The organism is Blautia sp. MCC269, assembly GCF_018785655.1.
Classification (GTDB): Bacteria; Bacillota; Clostridia; order Lachnospirales; family Lachnospiraceae; genus Blautia_A.
This window is the reverse complement of the sequence record NZ_WQQE01000038.1, coordinates 36,751-57,050: the sequence shown is the minus strand read 5'-3', so window position 1 is coordinate 57,050 and position 20,300 is coordinate 36,751. Positions and strand designations below refer to the sequence as shown.

Annotated in this window: 16 protein-coding genes; 9 read left to right on the top strand and 7 right to left on the bottom strand. The window is 45.6% G+C overall.

Going from position 1 to position 20,300, the window contains the following annotated elements; genetic code table 11:
• Nucleotides 1-226: 226 nt before the first annotated feature.
• On the top strand, nt 227-2,188 hold the full coding sequence (gene thrS / locus GPK88_RS11715; RefSeq protein ID WP_148447321.1) for a threonine--tRNA ligase: 1,962 nt from the start codon (nt 227-229) through the stop codon (nt 2,186-2,188).
• A gap of 109 nt (nt 2,189-2,297) precedes the next feature.
• Here the strand turns inward: thrS and GPK88_RS11710 are convergent, their stop codons facing one another.
• Genes GPK88_RS11710 through GPK88_RS11685 form a run of 6 tightly spaced genes read right to left on the bottom strand, consistent with a single transcriptional unit; the run spans nt 2,298 to nt 8,724 of the window.
• A complete protein-coding gene (locus GPK88_RS11710; RefSeq protein WP_118062799.1) occupies nt 2,298-3,302 on the bottom strand; it encodes an ABC transporter ATP-binding protein in 1,005 nt (334 codons plus the stop codon).
• A 9-nt stretch (nt 3,303-3,311) separates the two neighbouring features.
• Entirely contained in the window at nt 3,312-4,091 is a 780-nt protein-coding gene (locus tag GPK88_RS11705; protein WP_118062800.1) for an ABC transporter permease, read from the bottom strand.
• Nucleotides 4,088-4,942, bottom strand: coding sequence for an ABC transporter permease (locus GPK88_RS11700; protein ID WP_118062801.1), 855 nt, complete (start codon nt 4,940-4,942; stop codon nt 4,088-4,090). The genes GPK88_RS11705 and GPK88_RS11700 overlap by 4 nt, the downstream gene beginning before the upstream one ends.
• A gap of 16 nt (nt 4,943-4,958) precedes the next feature.
• The gene (locus GPK88_RS11695) at nt 4,959-6,086 is read right to left on the bottom strand and encodes an extracellular solute-binding protein (protein ID WP_173771438.1); all 1,128 of its coding nucleotides are present in this window, start codon (nt 6,084-6,086) and stop codon (nt 4,959-4,961) included.
• Between the two features lie 17 nt (nt 6,087-6,103).
• A complete protein-coding gene (locus GPK88_RS11690; protein WP_118170395.1) occupies nt 6,104-6,943 on the bottom strand; it encodes an alkaline phosphatase family protein in 840 nt (279 codons plus the stop codon).
• A gap of 11 nt (nt 6,944-6,954) precedes the next feature.
• Nucleotides 6,955-8,724, bottom strand: coding sequence for a glycoside hydrolase family 2 protein (locus GPK88_RS11685; RefSeq protein WP_173771440.1), 1,770 nt, complete (start codon nt 8,722-8,724; stop codon nt 6,955-6,957).
• Between the two features lie 381 nt (nt 8,725-9,105).
• On the opposite strand from GPK88_RS11685, the gene GPK88_RS11680 reads away from it, so the two are divergent.
• Nucleotides 9,106-10,074 (top strand): ArsR/SmtB family transcription factor, encoded by a 969-nt coding sequence (locus GPK88_RS11680; protein ID WP_173771443.1) that lies wholly within the window; start codon nt 9,106-9,108, stop codon nt 10,072-10,074.
• Nucleotides 10,075-10,084: 10 nt separating this feature from the next.
• On the opposite strand, the gene GPK88_RS11675 is transcribed toward GPK88_RS11680, so the two are convergent.
• A complete protein-coding gene (locus tag GPK88_RS11675) occupies nt 10,085-10,951 on the bottom strand; it encodes a shikimate dehydrogenase (protein WP_021977624.1) in 867 nt (288 codons plus the stop codon).
• 322 nt (nt 10,952-11,273) lie between these two features.
• On the opposite strand from GPK88_RS11675, the gene GPK88_RS11670 reads away from it, so the two are divergent.
• From GPK88_RS11670 to proS, 7 genes are all read left to right on the top strand, one after another.
• Nucleotides 11,274-12,125, top strand: coding sequence for a sigma-E processing peptidase SpoIIGA (locus tag GPK88_RS11670; RefSeq protein WP_148447310.1), 852 nt, complete (start codon nt 11,274-11,276; stop codon nt 12,123-12,125).
• 15 nt (nt 12,126-12,140) lie between these two features.
• Nucleotides 12,141-12,866: an RNA polymerase sporulation sigma factor SigE gene (sigE, locus tag GPK88_RS11665; RefSeq protein ID WP_148447308.1), complete on the top strand. Its 726-nt coding sequence runs from the start codon at nt 12,141-12,143 to the stop codon at nt 12,864-12,866.
• A 103-nt stretch (nt 12,867-12,969) separates the two neighbouring features.
• On the top strand, nt 12,970-13,968 hold the full coding sequence (locus tag GPK88_RS11660; RefSeq protein ID WP_173762395.1) for an AraC family transcriptional regulator: 999 nt from the start codon (nt 12,970-12,972) through the stop codon (nt 13,966-13,968).
• A gap of 103 nt (nt 13,969-14,071) precedes the next feature.
• Nucleotides 14,072-16,720 carry a family 78 glycoside hydrolase catalytic domain gene (locus tag GPK88_RS11655; RefSeq protein ID WP_173771445.1) on the top strand — a complete coding sequence of 883 codons (2,649 nt, stop codon included), beginning with the start codon at nt 14,072-14,074 and terminating at the stop codon, nt 16,718-16,720.
• Between the two features lie 216 nt (nt 16,721-16,936).
• Nucleotides 16,937-17,722: an HD domain-containing protein gene (locus GPK88_RS11650; RefSeq protein WP_173762393.1), complete on the top strand. Its 786-nt coding sequence runs from the start codon at nt 16,937-16,939 to the stop codon at nt 17,720-17,722.
• A gap of 129 nt (nt 17,723-17,851) precedes the next feature.
• Nucleotides 17,852-18,142: a hypothetical protein gene (locus GPK88_RS11645; protein WP_173762392.1), complete on the top strand. Its 291-nt coding sequence runs from the start codon at nt 17,852-17,854 to the stop codon at nt 18,140-18,142.
• Between the two features lie 583 nt (nt 18,143-18,725).
• A complete protein-coding gene (gene proS, locus GPK88_RS11640; RefSeq protein WP_148447298.1) occupies nt 18,726-20,165 on the top strand; it encodes a proline--tRNA ligase in 1,440 nt (479 codons plus the stop codon).
• Nucleotides 20,166-20,300: the final 135 nt, after the last annotated feature.

The window sequence follows — 20,300 nt, the reverse complement described above, 5'->3', positions numbered from 1 at the left end:
CCAATCCGGTCCGGTGATTCCGTTATCATCTAAATTGAGAGGCTTTGTATCCTGGCGTGACTAGGGAAGCAGAGCAAGCAGGGTGGAACCGCGAGAATGAACAAACTCGTCCCTTACAGTGCACGATGTACTGTGAGGGATTTTTTATTGCAAAAAAATCCTTCATAATAACAGAAACTGCACTGTGTACCATAGAAATTTACCGAAAATGAAAGGAGAAACGATTATGATCATCACATTAAAAGACGGATCAAAAAAAGAATATGCAGAAGCAAAATCTGTAATCGATATCGCATATGATATCAGTGAAGGCCTTGCACGCACAGCATGTGCAGGAGAGGTAAACGGAGAGGTTGTGGATCTCCGTACAGTTCTTGACAGTGACTGTGAGCTTAACATCCTTACAGCAAGAGATGAGAAGGGCCTTGCAGTTCTTCGTCATACAGCATCTCATGTAATGGCACAGGCAGTACAGAACCTGTATCCGGAGGCAAAGGTTGCCATCGGACCATCCATTGACACAGGATTCTATTATGATTTCGATCATGAGCCATTTTCACGCGATGATCTTGATGCCATCGAAAAAGAGATGAAAAAGATCATCAAAAAAGGCGCAAAGATCGAGCGTTTCACAAAATCCCGTGAGGATGCCATCGCATACTTCAAAGAGAAAAATGAGCCATATAAGGTAGAGCTGATCGAGGATCTTCCGGAGGGAGAGGAGATTTCCTTCTATTCCCAGGGAGACTGGACAGACCTCTGTGCAGGACCACACCTGATGAGCGTAAAAGGAGTCAAAGCATTCAAGCTTCTTTCTTCTTCCAGCGCATACTGGAGAGGAAGCGAGAAAAACGCAATGCTTACACGTATCTACGGAACTGCATATGCAACAAAGGATGAGCTGAAAGAGCATCTGGAGCAGATGGAAGAGGCTAAGAGACGCGATCATAACAAACTTGGCCGTGAGATGAAAATCTTCACAACAGTAGACGTAATCGGACAGGGACTTCCGCTTATCATGCCAAACGGTGTGATCATGATGCAGGAGCTTCAGCGCTGGATCGAGGACGAGGAGACAAAACGTGGATACGTAAGAACAAAAACTCCTCTGATGGCAAAGAGCGACCTTTACAAGATCTCCGGACACTGGGATCATTACAAAGACGGAATGTTCGTACTTGGAGACGAGGAGAAAGACAAAGAAGTTTACGCACTTCGTCCGATGACATGTCCGTTCCAGTACTATGTATACAAAGCAGAGCAGCACAGCTACCGTGATCTGCCGATCCGTCTCGGTGAGACCTCCACACTGTTCCGTAATGAGGATTCCGGTGAGATGCATGGCCTGACACGAGTTCGTCAGTTTACGATTTCCGAGGGACATCTGATCGTAAGACCGGACCAGATGGTAAAAGAGTTCAAAGACTGTATCGCACTTGCTCAGTACTGTCTGCAGGTACTTGGTGTTGAGGAAGATGTAACATATCATCTTTCCAAATGGGACCCTGCAAATAAAGAGAAATACATTGGTGATGCGGAGGTATGGGAAGAGACAGAAGGCCATATCCGCCAGATGCTTGAGGAGCTGAACATTCCGTTCACAGAGGATGTGGGAGAGGCTGCTTTCTACGGACCGAAGGTTGATATCAACGCCAAGAACGTATACGGAAAAGAAGATACTATGATCACAATTCAGTGGGATGCACTTCTTGCTGAGCAGTTTGATATGTACTACATCGATGAGAACGGTGACAAACAGCGTCCGTACATCATCCACCGTACATCTATGGGATGCTATGAGAGAACACTTGCATGGCTGATCGAGAAATATGCCGGTATGTTCCCGACATGGCTCTGCCCGGAGCAGGTTCGTGTGATCCCGATCTCCGAGAAATTCAACGATTATGCGCAGAAGGTTGAGGCTCAGATGAAAGAAGCCGGCATCCGCTGCTCTGTAGACGGACGTTCTGAGAAGATGGGCTACAAGATTCGTGAGGCACGTCTTGAGAGAGTACCGTATATGCTTATCGTTGGTGCAAAAGAGGAAGAAGAGGGCAAGGTTTCCGTAAGAAGCCGTTACCTTGGTGATGAAGGAATGAAAGATCTTGGCGAGTTCATCAGCTTCATCAAAGAAGAGATCAAGAACAAGACTATCCGTAAGATCGAAGTTCAGGAAGAAAAGAAATAAGAAGTTATAAAATAACATAACCAAACTCCCGCTGACAGAGACAGCTGTTTATAGCTGCCTGTTGGTGGGAGTTTTTTTGCAGGGAATACCTCCGTAAAGTCAGGAGTTATTAATGAAGATGAAGAATATCTTCTTTCAAAATCTGGAGCTGAAGCATTTCGCCCATATTGCGCTGCCGGTTGGTTTCAAACAGGGTATCTGCCCGTAATTCGATACCATCGCAGTCTATGGTGTAGGAAATGGTAGTTCCACGCAGCATCACACCGGTGATCTTTCCCTGGAAATGCACAGCATCATTAAGGGGTTCCGGAGAAATCAGGACGGCTTCCGGGCGGATTGCGACAAAGTCACAGTCTGAGGAAAGACCGCACAGTTTTTTGAGATCCGGATTGCTGAGGATGTTATAGTGTCCGATAAAATTGGCTGCAAATTTTGTCTGTGGATGGGTATAGATATCTGCCGGTGATCCGGACTGTTCGATCTGGCCCACATTAAACAGATGGATGGTGTCGGACATAACCATGGCTTCTTCCTGATCATGTGTGACGAAAATGGTAGTCATTTTCAGATTCTGCTGAATTTTACGGATTTCAACCTGAAGGTTTCTTCGCAGCAGGGCATCAATTGCACTTAAAGGCTCATCCAGCAGAAGAACTTTCGGTTCCATGATAATGGCACGGGCCAGGGCAACACGCTGCTGCTGGCCGCCGGACAGCTGACGTGGATACTGGTCCAGCTTGTCGGAAAGTCCTACGGTATGAAGAACATCTTTTACTTTTTCCGCAATAAAATGTTTGTCTTTTTTCTGCATCTGAAGGCCGAAGGCAACATTCTGGCGCACAGTCATATTGGGGAACAGACTGTACTGCTGGAAAACCATGCCGATTTTTCGCTGTTTGGGAGTAAAATCGGTGATGTTTGTTCCGTCCAGATAAATTTCTCCTTCCGTAACGGTCTCCAGGCCTGAAAAACAGCGGAGAAGCGTACTTTTTCCACAGCCGGACGGACCGAGAAGAGTGACAAATTCTCCCTCATCAATAGAAAGATTGATGCCTTTCAGAACTTCGTTATTTCCGAAACTTTTGTGAACATTTCTGAATTCAATATATGCCATTTATATCACCTATCTCTTTCTGTTCTGAAATTTAAAAACAAGCTGTGAAATAACCAGAGTAACTGTAAACATGATGATTACAATTACACACTGATACTGAAGTACAATCAGACGGCTGTTGTACAGAAGCATCTGAATGGTTTCGTATTTGTTTCCCGCAATGATTTTTATGACTGCAAAATCTCCGAAAACTGTGGAGAGAGCGAGAAGAGAAGATACCAGAATACCGGCCAGCATATTCGGAAGAATAATCCGGATAAATGCGTATAATTTTCCGGCACCCAGGATTTCCGCTGCTTCCAGAAGACGGGTAACGTTGATTCCGTGCAGATTGTTTCGGATTCCCTGATATACAAAAGGCAGGATGGAAATACTGTAAATACAGACCAGCATTACCATTCGGTTGGAAAAGAAAGTTACTCCGCCTGCATAAAGTGCCAGTACAGGAATTGCAATCGTTACACCCTTCAGGGAATTTGGAATCATACAGATGGTCTGGATGTATTTTTCAAGTTTTGGATAATAGACCACTGAAGTATACAGAGCCAGAATTACAACGATGTTGCAGATCAGAATCGGCGGAATACTGATCAGAACGCCTCGAAGGATAGCGGGCCACAGTGTTGGCTCGGTAAATGCCTGTATCCAGTATTTAAAAGTCCATCCTGCAGGAAACAGTTTTGTCCATCCGATGGTAAAGGAGTAGACAAGGGTTGCAGCAAATGGAATCAGGAGAAAAATACAGGCGAGGATAATGATAACATAAGGCAGTTTTTTTCTTCGTTTCATACCTGTTCCCCTCCTTTATACGTCAGCTTTTTCAGAAGATTGCAGATACAGATAACGGCCAGCATGATGATAATCATCCAGATTGCCAGAGCAGATCCCATTTCTTTCTGTGGTGTCATTTCTCCGGTAAACATGGTTGTGATTTTTACCGGAAGAAGAGGAATACTGGTGGTTACCAGAAGAAGAACTGTGGCGTAAGCTGTGATCGCATTGGCGAAAAGCAGTGCAAAGGTGTCAAGAAGACTCGGAAGCATTACCGGAATTCCAATTCGCGTCCAGAACTGGAACGGGGAAGCTTCCAGGATCTCAGCTGCTTCCTTCCAGGAAGAATCCACTGCCTGAAAAGCAGGAACCAGCATCAGGCTGCCCAGGGGCAGCTGAAAGTAAATGAACATCAGCAAAAGCCCCTGGATGGAATACAGACGGAAAACGGTAGACAGCTGTATACCGATGGCACGCAATGCAAGTACAAAAATTCCGGTGTTTCCAAGAATAACTACAAATGAAAAATAAAGTGGTAAGCCAGCAAAATTTGATACCATATTCAACATGGATAACATACGGCTCTGTCCGTTTTTTCCAAGTTCATTGACTGCCCAGGCAATAAAGAAAGAGAGGATCAGTCCAATGATAGTGGAAGCAAAGGACAGATACAGACTGTTGCTGGTTGCTACCTGATAAACGGAATCTGTAAAGATTGTTTTGTAATTATTGAATGTAAAAGCACCCGTTTCCGGTGATAAAAAGCTTTTCTGGACCATGCTTATAATCGGCAGAAAGATAAACAGGATAGCCAGCAAAAGTAGCGGAAGAAGCGGTATCAGTTTTTGAAGGTTACGAACTTTTTTCATCTGTCAGCCCTCCCTTTTACTGAACCAGTGGAAGAACTTCTCTTTCCCATAATTCAGCGATTTCTGCACATGCGCTGTTTAATGCGTCAACATCAGAGATATTTGTACAGTTTTTGTATAAATCATCATCAAGAAGTTTGGATTTTACATCGTCAGGAAGTGTTACGTCCTGTTTGGTCGGACGTGCATATCCTTCTGCACGGTTGATGGCACCTTCGTCGCTGCAGAGATATTCAATGGCAAGACCTGCCGCATTTGGATGAGGCGCGTATTTGTTGATGATCTGCGCGTATCCGTTTGTTACGGAACCGTCAGACGGGATTGTGATATCAAGTTCCATGGTTGGATTTTCTGCTACAATGTTATCTCTCCATGCAAGGACAGAATAATCATAATTACCTACACAGCAGACCATTTCACCGCTTGCAAGGCGGGCGGAAGTGGTGTCGCCGGTGTCAAGACGTCCGGCTTTGGCCAGTTCTTTAAAGTAATCAATTCCTGGCTGGACATTATCCATGGAACCGCCATTGGCGATCGCACAGGATAATACAGCAACCTGTGATGCGGCACCGCCAAGAACATTTCCGACAGATACCAGATAATCCCCGTTCTTTACATCTTCCCAGGATGTCGGGCATTTTCCGCCGGTAAACTCTGTGTTTGCGATGAAGGCAAGAGATCCGGTATAGGTCATGATCCAGTGGCCGTCAGGATCTTTTGCCCAGTCCGGGAAGGAATCCCAGGTGGAAGCTTTGTAGGTGCCGATGACATCCTGTTTGATGGCTTCTGGTGTCATGGAAAGACCGATATCACCGATATCTTTTGTAGGATCATCTTTTTCAGCTGCAAACTGAGAAAGCTCTTCTGCGGAAGTCATATCAACATCGCCGTGGGTGATTCCGTAAGTATCTGTGATTGCATCCCAGGAACCTTTCCAGTTTGCCCAGTCATCAGGCATTCCCACAGACTGCAGATCCCCTTCTTCTTTGGCGTTTTTGATCAGGTCATCAAGACTCATTTCTTCGCCGTTTAAAACAACGGTTGAAGCGTCCGCAGCGCTGACAGGAATGGCACAGATCAGCATGGATGCGGAAAGTGCGGCTGCAAGTACAGTGCTCATTAAAGATAAGTTACGTTTTCTCATAGTTAAACCCTCCTTTGTTATGGTATGAGTGAAATAGCATCTGCCATATTGATCGGAATCTCTGCCATCATATCCGGGGATGGCTCGATATCAAGAAGCCGGCACAGAAGCGGGGCAATGCAAAGCTGTGAAATATACTGATTTTCAAATCGACCGGCAGATACCTGATCGCTGAAAATATAAAGTGGAACATCACGCTGTGCACAATCGTTTCCTCCGTGGATGCCAAGTTCGTTGATGCCGTGGTCTGCAGTGACAACCACATGGTATCCTGCGGCTCTCCATGTGGGAAGCAGATTGGCGATCATATGCCCTGCAATAGCGATGGCTTCTTCGTATTCTTTTGAACCGGATCCGTGCTTATGTCCCTGATCGTCAATTGCCATAGAATGAATCAGGAGGAAATCCGGGTTCTGATTCTGCCGGAGAAATTCGCCATCAGCAAAAAGATGGGAATCCGGGTAAGTGTCATCCCAGTAGTAAATTCCGGAATTAATGGTTTCGGAAGACTGAAGCTGTATTCTTTCACGGTCAATGCGAAATGGAATGTGGTTATAAAGTTCTCCGAACCAGTGATAAGCGGCGGCTGCGGTTTTTCCACCCTGTTTCTGACAGAGGGAAAAAACATTGTCACAGTCCAGGGTCCTCAGGGTATCATTGGTCGTAATCCCATGGGAAAAGACCGGAGTTCCTGTAAGAAGCGTTGCATACATAGGTCTGGAAAGAGAAGGAAGTTCTCCTTTTACTTTATATTTGGCACCTTTTTTGTAATCAATCAGATGTTCCAGATATCCGAGATTTCGTGTGCCGGCTTCATACTGGCAGGCATCCAGAAGTACAAAAATTGTTTTTTTCATAGAGGCCTCCTTTAATAGTCTTCAATGGTGGAAAATGAGGTTGTCGTTTCCCTGGAATCGTTGATTGCTTTGATTTTTTTCGGATCTGTTTTGAACTGATGATCTTCATCGAGAAGCCCATTCTGTTCCTGCTGGATATCAGATAGCTGTGTGTAGCAGAAACCACAAAGCAGATCAGAAGCGTAGATGGATCGGATTACATGGCTGTAAGCTGCGAGAAAACTTTCTTCGCTGTCTGTATCAGAATAGCCCCAGCTTTTTTTATCCTTTCCTGTTTTAAGGGAAATTCCTCCGGCTTCTGTAAGCATAACCGGCTGCCCTTCATAAACAAAGCTGTCTGCAAAAAGCGGTCGTTCTACCAGGCTTTCAAGTCCGGAAAGAGATTGAAGTCCCAGAGAAAATGCGGCCTGAGCATCCGGGTTATCCGGAGATCCGTGTTTGTAGGAGTGAAATGCACAGATGTCATTTTCCGTCATTTCCCATCCATCATTGGCGATTACAAGTCTGGAAGGATCCAGGCCATGAGCCAGATGATACAGAGACCGCGCAAAATGCTGCTGTTGTGTGTTATCGTAAAGTCTGGGAACCCCCCAGCTTTCATTCATCATGTTCCACAGAATAATGCAGGGGTGGTTGTAGTCTCTCTGTATGGTATGGGTCCATTCCTGGGAAAAAACAGCTGCTGACTGCGGAGAAAAACTCCAGAAACTGGCTGTGCTTTCCCATACGAGAAATCCAAGTTTATCGGCCCAGTAAAGAAAGAGAGGATCTTCCGCTTTTTCATGTTTGCGGCAGCCGTTAAATCCCATTTCCTTGGCTTTCTGAATATCCTGGATATAGTTTTCTTCGGAAGGTGCGGTAACAAGTCCGTCCTTCCAGTATCCCTGATCCAGAAGCAGCTTCTGATAATAAGGCTGATTGTTAAGATAAACTCTGCCACCGTGGACGTGCACTTTACGCATTCCGAAGTAAGTTTCCACCTGATCCAGAAGGATATTTCTGGATTTCAGAAGTGCACTTACTGTAAAAAGATTCGGATGTTCCGGAGACCAGTACCATCCGGTAAAGTGGAAGGAACCGCGCAGTGCTTTGTTTTTGAAAATATCAACAATTATCTTTCCGCGTTTTTCGGAAACGGTAAGGGAACCGTGAGAAACCGGATGGTCCTTAAACCGGATATCCCATTCCAGTTCACATGGAAAAACAGTGCAGTCGGAAAGAGAATAAGTGATTTCTACAGTACCCTGATCAATATCCGGAGTAAAATGAATCCATTCCAGGTGGGCTTCATTTACCGGCTCCAGCCATACGGACTGCCAGATGCCACTGGATTGTGTGTACCAGATAAACTCGCCGGATGATTTCCAGAACTGTTTGCCTCTGGGAACGGTCTCATCGTGCAGGTAATCGGTAACTGCCACGGTGAGTGTTTCTTCACCTCCGGAAAGAAAATCTGTGATATCAAAGGTGAAGGAGGACTGACCGCCTTCATGAAAGCCAACACAATGATCGTTGATAAATACGCTGCATTTGTAGTCAACAGCTCCGAAGTGAAGAAGAATTCTCTGACCGATCCACTCTGCCGGGATAAAAAAATTCCGCTGATAGGTAATTCTGTCAGAAGTAAGTTCTTCCTGAAACCCGCTGAGTCTGCTCTGAGGCGGGAAGGGAACCTGGATTTTTACGGGAGTTTTGTCGGTTCCGTCCTGAAAATTCCAGGTACCATTTAAAGGCATCCATTTCTCCCGGATGAAATCAGGGCGCGGATATTCATTTCTCATAGAGTTAAATCCTTTCTTTGAGTAAAATCAATATTGAAATATCCGTAATGGGTATTGCCCGGGATATAAAAAAGAATGTTGTCAGGTTACGTTGGCTGCCATATAATAGGGTTAATAAATTTATTACATAATTACTGGAAAGAGAAGAAAAAACGAAGCTTCAAAAAGTTTTTTCTCTTTTTTATACTCATAATTGTAGTTGCAAAATTCAAAAAAATCAATGGTTTTAATGCAAAATGACGCAAATCTGCGATTGTAACAAGAATGTATAATGCAATTTGTATATATTTTTGAAAAAATGATGTTTATTACATAAATAATGAAATAAATAAGAAAAGAAGCAGATATTCATTACATGAATCTTGAAACGGAGGAAAAAGAATGGCGGAAGAAAGAATCAGTCAGGGAATTACAACGGAAAAGGAACTGGAACTGAACCTGTCAACAGAGAGTCACAAACCATGGATCACAGCAATCGGAAAGGCGCTGTCTTCAGCGGTACGGATTGATATTTTGAATCTGATAAAGGTGCATCCGTTGTCACTGCAGGAAATTTCCAGGAGACTGGGAATCCCGTTATCTTCAACAGCGCTGCATATCCGCTGTCTGGAGGATGCTCATCTGGTATCTACAGAAAGCCAGCCGGGAATTCATGGCTCCATGAGAGTCTGCATGTGCGATTTTATTTCGTTTCATCTGGAAGCGTATGATACGGATATCAGCGCGGCGGAAAATACGCTGGTATACCAGATGCCCCTTGGAAATTATACAGATTTTCAGGTGGAACCTTCCTGTGGCCTGGCGGGAATGAACGGGGTAATTGATACTTTTGATGATCCAAGGTCTTTTTATTCGACGGACAGGCAGCAGGCGCAGCTGATCTGGTTCAGCCGGGGATATATAGAATATCGTTTTCCCAACAAAATAAATCCCCTCTGGAACATCCGGGAGATGAATTTTTCCATGGAACTCTGTTCGGAAGCACCTGGATATAATGCCCAGTGGCCGTCGGATATTACTTTTTCAGTTAATGGAACAGAGATTGGGACTTATACATGTCCGGGAGATCTGGGAGCAAGAAGAGGAAGACTGACACCAAATGTATGGCCCATAGGTCTGACGCAGTATGGATTTATGACAGGAGTTTCTCTGCGAAAAGATGGATGTTACATCAATGAGATTAAGGTGAACGATGAGAATATACTGGAAACCGTGCGCCTGTCAGGAAAACCGTATATTTCTCTGAGGATCGGAGTGCGCCCGGATGCCATAAATCAGGGTGGAATCAATCTCTTCGGAGAAAAATACGGAGATTTCCCACAGGGAATTAATATGCGGATCGTGTATTAACAGGGATGGATTATTTAAAATATTTCTCTCTTACAATCTCAACCGGCATATCCAGTCCGGTCCAGATGTGGAATGCTTTTACGCCCTGGTGAAGCAGCATGTACATTCCGTTAAAGGTTGGACATCCGGCTTCCCGGGCTTCTCTAAGAAGTCTTGTTTCTCTTGGTTCATACACAACATCGGCTACCGTAAGTTCCGGATGGAACAGAGTTTTGTCCGGGATGACTGTGCCGGTCACATCCGGAACCATTCCCACAGAAGTAGCGTTGATCAGAAGAGTGCTTTCTTCCAGTGCGTCTTTCAGAGCGGCGTGATCATCCATCTCATGAAGGATCATCTGACATTCTGTCATATGAGACATTTTTTCTGCCATGGCAGCGGCACGTTCCCAGTAACGGCTGGTAGGACGTGCAAAAACATGGATCTTTTTTGCACCTTCCAGGGCGGACTGTCCGCAGATTGCCATTCCGGCACCGCCCACACCCATAACGGTGATGGTGCGTCCCTTCACATCACAGCCTGCATCTCTGGCAGACTGGGTAAATCCATAACCATCGGTATTAAATCCCTTTAATTTTCCATTATCATTGCGGACGGTATTTACCGCTCCGATCAGCTGTGCGGTAGGAGAAAGTTCGTCCAGGAGCTCCACGATCTTATTCTTGTTTGGCATGGTCAGGTTAAAGCCCTTGATCCCGCAGGCTTTCAGTCCCTCCACTGCCTGAGGAAGGGTCTCCTCTGTCACATCAAAACAGAGATATACATAGTCAAGCCCGAGGTAACGAAATGCCTCATTGTGCATTAAAGGTGATACGCTGTGTGCAACGGGGCTTCCCAGAAGGCCGGTAAGCCCGGTGTGTCCGGTGATATTAATCATTGTTCGATTCCTCCCTTATATCCATAAAAAATATCAGCAAAAAGCTGTCTGCTTTTCAGATTTTATAATAAAAAATATTTTAACACTATAAAGTGTGAAAATCAACAAAGATGCATCATTGTACAGAAATTTATACATTTTTGTCACGAATCCATAGAAAGAATCTATAAATGTCGAGTGCCCCAGAAATGCCACGACAAGTTTGAGGCCAGGGCTTCCATGCTTTGACAAAATATGCAGAGAGCCTGCCATATAATAAATGCACTTACCAAAGTGAAGGATTGATCACGGATAAAGTGTTAGGTGGCAGCGGGGGAATTTTATGTATCAGACCATATACATAGATATCGTTTTTCTGACGAATTTCCTGATGGATTACATGCTTCTCAGACTTGTGGGAAGGTTTCTGCATCTTGGCGGAAGCCGATTCCGGTGTCTGGCATCTGCTGCGCTGGGAGCTGGTTTTTCCTGTCTGCTTCTTTATATGCCTGTCCGGATTGTTTTTCCGGTGGCTGTTCTGATTCATGGAAGCTGTGCTTTTTTTATGGCAGCTTTTGCGTTTCGGCTGAAGAGGGGCTGCCTGCTGGCAAAAACAATTCTGGCGATGTATCTTACCGCTTTTGTGGTGGGAGGGATTTATCAGGCGCTGGAAACAGAAGGAACCATGACAGGAAGAACTTTTCTGCTTTTTCTGGCAGGAACCTATGGCAGTCTTTACACACTGACCTGTGTGGCAGAAACTTTCCGGCTGTGCCGGAAAAATATTTATCCGGTAACCCTGATATATCAGGGGAAAAAACAACAGTCCTACGGCTTTTTTGACACAGGAAATCTTCTTATGGATCCTGTAAGCAGACAGCCGGTATCCATAGTAAAACCGGAACTTCTGGAAAAAGTGCTTTCCAGAGAACTGGTAAAAAAACTGATGTACATAAAAGAAAAACCAGAGGAGCTGGAAAGCACGGAACTTGCCGGGCTGCGGCCTCATTTTCTTTCGTGCCGCACAGCAGGCGGGAAAGAAGGACTGCTGCTGGGTGTGATTCTTACCGAACTTACGATCCAGACTCCCGGAAGGGTTGTACATGTGGGAAAACCGGTACTTGCCATTACATTTGAGCCCTCAGCTTTGGGAGAAGAGTACGGGATACTTTTGAATTCCAGACTATTGAATTAAGAAGGGGGCTTTTTTATGAACAGAGCTGCAGTAAGAGCGTATCCATTTCAGGTGATTTCAAGATTTATGATTAACCGGCCGGGAGATGTTTTTTATATCGGGGGAAATGATATCCTTCCGGCACCACTTCCGCCGGAGCAGGAGACGAAGGTAATTGCCATGCTGGGGACAGAGGAAGAAAAAGAAGCAAGGGCAGTTTTGATTGAGCACAATCTCCGGCTGGTGGTTTACATTGCGAAGAAATTTGACAATACAGGGGTAGGGGTGGAAGATCTGATTTCCATTGGAACGATTGGACTGATTAAGGCGATCAACACATTTAATCCTGTAAAAAATATCAAACTTGCTACTTACGCATCCAGGTGTATTGAAAATGAAATCCTGATGTATCTTCGGAGAAACAGCAAGACCAGAATGGAAGTTTCCATTGACGAACCCCTGAATGTGGACTGGGACGGCAATGAACTTCTGCTTTCGGATATTCTTGGTACAGATGATGATGTGATATCCAGGCGGCTGGAGGATGAAGTGGAGATTGCGCTTCTGGGAAAAGCCATCAGCAAACTGACAAAGAGAGAGCAGATGATTATCCGCTTGCGTTTTGGGCTGGGAAACAGAGAAGGGATGGAAAAGACTCAGAAAGAAGTGGCAGATCTCCTGGGAATTTCGCAGTCCTATATTTCCCGCCTGGAGAAGCGGATCATGAAGCGGCTGCGAAAAGAAATTGTAAAGTATGAATAGGAGAAACAGGAAAAAACGGTTTACCGGACAAAGCCAACGTGTTATATTGAGGAAAAGAGCGGAAACAGCTGTTTTCTGGAAACGGAGGAGCCTGAAAAATACGATGAACCGAGAAGAACTTGACCGTTATCTGAGAAAGATAACACCAAGAGAAAAAGAGATTCTGAAAGGAATTTCCCTGGAGGAACTGCACAGGCAGGACACCTGCCGGTTTGCAAAGTCCGGCCAGGGAACTTATCTTTTTGAGGGAAGCCTGTTTATGGCACCGGGAGAAAAAATTGTGGTAAGCAGGCAGGACCGTTATGTGGAAGTACTGCCCCATCAGCATGATTATATAGAACTGTGTTATCTCTGGTCAGGAAGCTGCAGCCAGACCATAGAAGGAAAGAAGGTTGTCACCAGCGAAGGGGATGTCTGTATTTTTGATACCCAGGCAGTGCATTCCATTGAGGCCGGCGGTGAAAATGATATTCTGGTAAATATTCTTATGAGCCGGGAATTCTTTGACGCGGCGTTTTTAAGCCGGATGCCGCGTCAGGGAATTGTCTCGGAGTTTCTTGCGGAATCGGTGACCAGAAGCAGGAAGAAGAAACATTATCTGTATTTTAAAACCCATGGAAACAACCGGGTGGGTGAGATCATGGAACAGATTATATCCGAGTATTACACCCGGGACATCGGCATGGAAGAGGTGATGGAAAGCTATGTGATTATTCTGTTTACAGAACTTCTCAGAACCTGGCGTGATGAGACAAAGAAACAGGCATCTGTGGCAAAGGAAGTACAGATCCTGGAACTGCTTTCCTATATCGAAAAAAATTACGAAACCTGTACACTGCCGGAAATGGGAAAGGCTTTTGGAATGCATGGCAATTATCTTACCGCCCTTCTGAAAGAAAAAACAGGAAGAAGTTTTGTGGAACATGTTCAGGAACAGCGCCTGAAAAAAGCAAGGATGCTTCTGGAAACAACGGAACTGCCGCTTTCAGAGCTGATCCCGCTGTGTGGTTACAATAATATGAATTTCTTTTACCGGAAATTCCGTGAGGCAGAGGGGTGTACGCCGGCACAGTACCGGAAAGAACATCGAAACACCTTATAAATGGTTAATATTTTGATGAAAAAGCGTTATTGAAGGATGACGCTTTTTTTGTTACCATTTCTGTAAGAACTGACAATATCACGGAAAATTGGGGGTAGAACCTATGTTAAAAATTAATGAGATCCGTATGGATTATGAAAAAGAACAGATTGGAATCACACATGTTCCGGAGTTCAGCTGGACATTAGAAAGTGATAAGAGAAATGTAATTCAGGATACCTGGGAGCTGGAAATTGCAGAGGATAAAGCTTTTGAGAAAAAGATCTACGAAAGTGGAAGGGTAAACAGTGATGCATCTGCACAGATCCTTCCTGAGAATGTGAAACTGGAATCCCAGAAGAAATATTTTGCCCGTGTAAAAGCAACCGCCAACGGAGAAGAGACAGAGTGGGCGGAGACATCCTTTGTCACAGGAATTCTGGATAACAGAGAATGGAAAGCAGTGTTTGTATCTGCAGAGGAAGAGGCAGATAAGGACAATTCCAAAGGTACCTATGTAAGAAATGAGTTTACAGTTGAAAAACCGGTAAAAGAAGCTTTTGTGTCTGTAACTGCACTGGGACTGTATCATTTTTATGTTAATGGCAGAAAAGTTGGAAAGGATGAACTGACACCGGGATGGACTTCCTACCGGAAACATCTCTGCTTCCAGACTTATGAAGTAACCGATTACCTGAAAGAAGGCAAAAATGCGGCGGGTGCCGTGCTGGCAGCAGGCTGGTATAAAGGAAAAATGGGATTTGAAGGCCTGGAAAAGAGAAGAAACCATTATGGAGAAAATACCGCACTTCTGGCGCAGATGGTAATCCGTTATGAGGATGGAACCGAAGAGCTTTTTGTGACAGATGAGAGCTGGAGCGGTGCAGATGCACCGGTTGTGTTTGCAGAGATCTATGATGGTGAGATCTACGACGGAGCAAAAGAAATCAAAGGATGGTCTGAGGCTGGATGTACAGCCGGACAGTGGAAACCAGTCCGTAAACTGGATTATGATTTTTCCGTTCTTACCGGACAGGGAAGTGGAAAAGTTTCCCTTATGGATGAGGTAAAACCAAAAGAAATCTTTGAGACGCCGGAAGGAGATCTGGTCATTGATTTTGGTCAGAATATGAGTGCCCTCATTCAGGTTACCGCAACAGGTAAAAAAGGTGATGTGATCCGTCTGGACTGCTTTGAGGTGCTGGACTCCAAAGGAAATGTATATCTTGATAACTTAAGAGGGGCAAAAGAATCTCTTCAGTATACATTCGGAGAAGATGGAACCATTACTTACCGTCCGTCCTTTACCTTTATGGGATTCCGTTACGCAAAGATCGTTTCCTTCCCGGGAACACCGGAACCTGGAAACTTTATCGCACATGCCATTCATACCAACATGGAACGTACCGGATTTCTTGAGACATCCAATCCGGATCTGAACCAGCTGGCCCACAATATCCTCTGGGGACTGAAGAGTAACTTTGTGGATGTTCCTACAGACTGCCCGCAGAGAGATGAGAGACTTGGATGGACCGGTGACGCGGAGATTTTCTGCCGTACAGCATGCTTCCTTGAAAATACATATTCTTTCTACCGGAAATGGCTCCGCGATGTGGAGGCGGATCAGACAGAGGAGGGCGGTGTTGCCCATGTTGTTCCGGATATTATTTCCGGAAATGAAGGGGATAACTGGCTTCTTAAACAGGGCAGCCATTCCGCAGCGGCCTGGGCAGATGTGGCAGTAATCAATCCATGGACCATGTATCTGACTTTTGGTGACAAAGAAATTCTGAAGATTCAGTATAACAGCATGAAGAACTGGATCAACTTTATGAGAGAGTATTCTGTGGATTATATCTGGAACTACAAGCTGCAGTTTGGTGACTGGGTAGCTCTGGACGCAGAAGAAGGCAGTTATTTCGGGGCAACTCCAAATGATCTGACCTGTACGGCTTATTTTGCATATTCCACAGGACTGTTTGTAAAAGCAGCCGAAGTTCTGGGCCGTGAGGAAGATGTGAAGGAATACACAGACCTTTACAATAAGGTTGTGGATAAATTCCAGAGAACATTCTTTGATGAAAACGGTGAGATGACGGCGCAGACACAGACCGCACATATTGTGGCACTGTATTTTGACCTGGTACCGGAAGAATATAAAGAGAAAACGGTTCAGGGTCTTTTAAGGCTTCTGAAAAAAGAGAATGATCATCTGGTAACCGGATTTGTGGGAACTCCGTATTTCTGCCACGCATTAAGCCAGAATGGCCATGTAAAGGAAGCGTACGATTTGCTTCTGAAAGATGATTTCCCGTCATGGCTGTATCAGGTGAAGATGGGAGCTACTACGATCTGGGAACACTGGGACGGACTGAAACCGGACGGAACCATGTGGAGTGCAGATATGAACTCCTTCAATCACTATGCTTACGGTTCCATCGGAGAATGGCTGGTACGTGTGATGGCAGGCCTTGAAGTGGATGAAAAGAAACCTGGTTATAAACACGCAGTGATTTATCCGAGAATGGGCGGAGATCTTAAATATGTAAAAGCAGAATACCGTTCTGTTTACGGTCCGGTAAGAAGCTTCTGGGAAGTAACACCGGAAGAGACACTTCTGCATGTTTCCGTACCTGCAAATACAACCGCAACCATCTGCCTGGATGGGGCGAAGGAAGTGAAAGCAGCAGACGGACTTACGTTCACGGCAGGAGACGGATTTATGCAGGCTGAAGCCGGATCAGGAGATTATGAGATCCATTTTGTAAGATAAGAAAATAGTAAGAGATTCCAGAGAAAAGGCGGCTGTCCGGTCTATCCAGAAGATAGACATAGGGCAGCTGTCTTTTTTTGACCTGGATCAGGCAACAGAGGGAATTTTCAAAATTCCGGGAAATACGGTGGAATTTGTCAGAGACCTTCGATATAATAAACACAGAGCGTTTTAAAAAAGTTACAGAACGAAAAAAAGCAGAAGGGGTGTGGCAGAATGATTGATATTGCACATGCAAAACAGGAATTCGAGAAATATCTGGATGAATACGACCGGCAGGATGAGCAGATTTATCTGAAGATCGAGCATACCTACGGCGTGGTGAAATACGCAGGGGAGATCGCCAGACGGATGGAGTGTTCCAGGGAAGACGTGGAACTTGCAGAACTGATCGGGCTGCTTCACGATATCGGACGTTTTGAGCAGATCCGAAGATTTCACAGCTTTGAGCCGGGAACTATGGATCATGCAGTATTCGGGGCAGAACTTCTCTTCGGGGAGGAAAAAATAATCCGCCGTTTTATCCGTGATGACCAGTTTGACATTCTGATCGATGCGGCAATCCGTAAGCACAGTGATTTTAAGCTGGAGGGGATCCATGACGCCAGAACACTGTTTCATGCAAAACTGATCCGGGATGCAGACAAGCTGGATAACTGCCGGGTGAAACTGGTGGCATCCATTGAAGCCATGCTGGGAGCCTCAGAGGAAGCAGCTGGAGAAGGGCTGATCTCGCCGGCAGTGTGGGAGTCCTGTCTCAGAAGAGAGTCTGTATTATCTGCGGACAGACAGGTGCCTGTGGACTACTGGGTATCCTATCTTGCCCAGTACTATGATATTAATTTCCCGGAAACCTGTGAGATCATCGAGGAAGAGGATTATATCACCAGGATCGCAGACCGGCTGACCTACAAAGAGCAGGATACCAGAGACAAGATCCGTATTCTCACAGAAGATCTGAACCGGTATCTGGAGATGCCGGCAGTGTCTGTGAAAGAGTAGAAACATGGCATAGCAAAAAGAATCAGGGGAAAAGCAGAAACAGATGTTGACTTAAACAGGGTTTATGATTATGGACGTAAGGATGCCAATGGGAAGGAAAGGGATCTTCATATTGAGAAGGCGCTTCAGGTGACGAAGAGGGTGCCGATCCTTCGGAAGAAGTCTTTTGAGCCGCATATTGTGGACTGTGATTATTTTACGGTTGATAAGGTGGTTCTGGATGGACAGAGGATGAAGAAGATCTTTGGAGAGATTGATAAGACCTCTTTTGCCAGCCTGCTTGTGCTGGATGGCGCCGGGAAGGTGCAGTCCGGGGAGGAAAGTGTGGATGTGCAGAAGGGAGATAGTATTTTTATTACGGCTAATGCCGGCGAGTATGAAATGAAAGGAAAATTTGAGGCACTGTTGACAACAGTGTAAAAAACCGCAGGGGAGGGAAAGGCGCTCGGAGTTTCGAAGCCCACTTTTCCCTCCCCTGCACCCCTCCCTTTCCGGGCACGAGTACGGTATTGGTCATGAACGGGAAGGCGGGCGCTTGCGCCCTGTTCCCTGAATGGTGGCGATAGGGTTTGGTGGATTAGAATTTTTTTTGTTTGGGGTTGACTTTGGGGGAGTTTTCGCCTAAAATGTATCAAAGATACGGCGATGATGAGAATAGTACACAGGGAATTATCTCAGAGAGGGGCCTGGTTTGGTGGAAGGGTTCTGTGCGTGAACTGTGGAACCGGCCTCGGAGCTCTGCGTGATTGAAGCGTGGCGTGTGTTTCCGGCGTTAACGGGTGTTGAGAGAGCAGCGGGTGCGCTGTTAACTGGGGTGGTACCGCCGAAGTCATTCGGTCCCTTGTGAGGGATTCGGAGGGCTTATTTTTTTGTCCGTAAAATGGGACTGTGAAGATAGTGTACGGTTTATGGGACAGGAGAGTGGGCCAGAGGGATTCCGGGTTGCTGTGGCTGCCTGGCAGCTGGCAATATGTTTTTGATCACAAGAAAAAGGAGATTTATCATGGCAAAAGAAAAGAAATTAGTACAGGCCATTACGTCTATGGATGAGGATTTTGCTCAGTGGTATACAGACGTTGTTAAGAAGGCTGAGCTTTGCGGCTATACAAGCGTTAAGGGTTGTATGGCGATCAAACCTGCAGGTTATGCAATCTGGGAGAATATCCAGCATGAGCTTGACCGCAGATTTAAAGAGACTGGTGTAGAGAACGTTTACATGCCGATCTTTATTCCGGAGTCTCTTCTTGATAAAGAGAAAGATCATGTAGAAGGTTTTGCCCCGGAGGTTGCATGGGTAACTCATGGCGGTCTTGATCCGCTTCAGGAGAGACTTTGCGTACGTCCGACTTCCGAGACTCTGTTCTGCGATTTCTACCAGAAAGAGATCCAGTCCCACAGAGACCTTCCGAAGGTTTACAATCAGTGGTGCTCTGTTGTCCGCTGGGAGAAAACAACACGTCCGTTCCTTCGTTCCAGAGAGTTCCTGTGGCAGGAAGGACATACAGCACATGCAACAGCAGAGGAAGCTGAGCAGCGTACCATCCAGATGCTGAACATCTATGCAGATTTCTGTGAGGAAGTTCTTGCAATTCCGGTTATTAAAGGCCAGAAGACAGATAAAGAGAAATTTGCAGGTGCTGAGGCTACTTACACCATCGAGTCCCTGATGCACGATGGAAAAGCTCTTCAGTCCGGTACAAGCCATAACTTCGGGGATGGTTTTGCCAAAGCATTCGGAATCCAGTACACAGACAAAGATAACACACTGAAATATGTTCACCAGACATCCTGGGGAATGACAACCCGTATGATCGGTGCCATCATTATGGTACACGGTGATAACAGCGGTCTTGTTCTTCCTCCGAGAATCGCTCCGGTACAGACTGTGATCATTCCGATTCAGCAGCGTAAAGAGGGCGTTATGGAGAAAGCTGACGAGCTTCTTGTAGCACTGAAGGCAGCAGGCATCCGTGCAAAAGTTGACGCTACAGACAAGAGCCCGGGATTCAAATTCGCTGAGCAGGAGATGCGTGGTATTCCGCTTCGTGTTGAGTGTGGACCGAAAGATATCGAGAATGGCCAGGCAGTTCTCTGCAGAAGAGATACCCGTGAGAAATACACTGTATCCTTCGAGGAGCTTGCAGATAAGGTTAAAGAGCTTCTGGATACCATTCAGCATGATATGCTGGAGCGCGCACGTGCACACAGAGAGGCACATACTTATGTAGCCAAGAATTACGAGGAGTTCGGCGAGATCATCAACAGCAAGCCAGGATTCATCAAAGCTATGTGGTGCGGCGACCGTGCATGCGAGGACAAGATCAAAGAAGATTTCCAGGCAACATCCAGATGTATGCCATTTGAGCAGGAGCAGTTAAGCGACGTTTGCGTATGCTGTGGAAAACCGGCCAAGAAAATGGTTTACTGGGGACGTGCATACTAAAATGTATAAAACTGCGTGAGCAGTAACCAGATCATACAGGAATTTGGACAGCGGAGCGAAATAAGCTCCGCTGTTTTTATGGATTTATGCTATAATGTCGTTACTGAAACCATATCAGAATATCATCCGGCTGCT

Excerpts from the sequence above, each read along its gene's own strand:
- GPK88_RS11690 (WP_118170395.1), bottom strand. The coding sequence starts at position 6,943 with ATGAAAAAAACAATTTTTGTACTTCTGGATGCCTGCCAGTATGAAGCC.
- GPK88_RS11685 (WP_173771440.1), bottom strand. The coding sequence starts at position 8,724 with ATGAGAAATGAATATCCGCGCCCTGATTTCATCCGGGAGAAATGGATG.
- GPK88_RS11650 (WP_173762393.1), top strand. The coding sequence starts at position 16,937 with ATGATTGATATTGCACATGCAAAACAGGAATTCGAGAAATATCTGGAT.
- sigE (WP_148447308.1), top strand. The coding sequence starts at position 12,141 with ATGAACAGAGCTGCAGTAAGAGCGTATCCATTTCAGGTGATTTCAAGA.
- GPK88_RS11700 (WP_118062801.1), bottom strand. The coding sequence starts at position 4,942 with ATGAAAAAAGTTCGTAACCTTCAAAAACTGATACCGCTTCTTCCGCTA.
- GPK88_RS11695 (WP_173771438.1), bottom strand. The coding sequence starts at position 6,086 with ATGAGAAAACGTAACTTATCTTTAATGAGCACTGTACTTGCAGCCGCA.
- thrS (WP_148447321.1), top strand. The coding sequence starts at position 227 with ATGATCATCACATTAAAAGACGGATCAAAAAAAGAATATGCAGAAGCA.
- GPK88_RS11680 (WP_173771443.1), top strand. The coding sequence starts at position 9,106 with ATGGCGGAAGAAAGAATCAGTCAGGGAATTACAACGGAAAAGGAACTG.
- proS (WP_148447298.1), top strand. The coding sequence starts at position 18,726 with ATGGCAAAAGAAAAGAAATTAGTACAGGCCATTACGTCTATGGATGAG.
- GPK88_RS11660 (WP_173762395.1), top strand. The coding sequence starts at position 12,970 with ATGAACCGAGAAGAACTTGACCGTTATCTGAGAAAGATAACACCAAGA.
- GPK88_RS11710 (WP_118062799.1), bottom strand. The coding sequence starts at position 3,302 with ATGGCATATATTGAATTCAGAAATGTTCACAAAAGTTTCGGAAATAAC.
- GPK88_RS11675 (WP_021977624.1), bottom strand. The coding sequence starts at position 10,951 with ATGATTAATATCACCGGACACACCGGGCTTACCGGCCTTCTGGGAAGC.
- GPK88_RS11670 (WP_148447310.1), top strand. The coding sequence starts at position 11,274 with ATGTATCAGACCATATACATAGATATCGTTTTTCTGACGAATTTCCTG.
- GPK88_RS11705 (WP_118062800.1), bottom strand. The coding sequence starts at position 4,091 with ATGAAACGAAGAAAAAAACTGCCTTATGTTATCATTATCCTCGCCTGT.
- GPK88_RS11655 (WP_173771445.1), top strand. The coding sequence starts at position 14,072 with ATGTTAAAAATTAATGAGATCCGTATGGATTATGAAAAAGAACAGATT.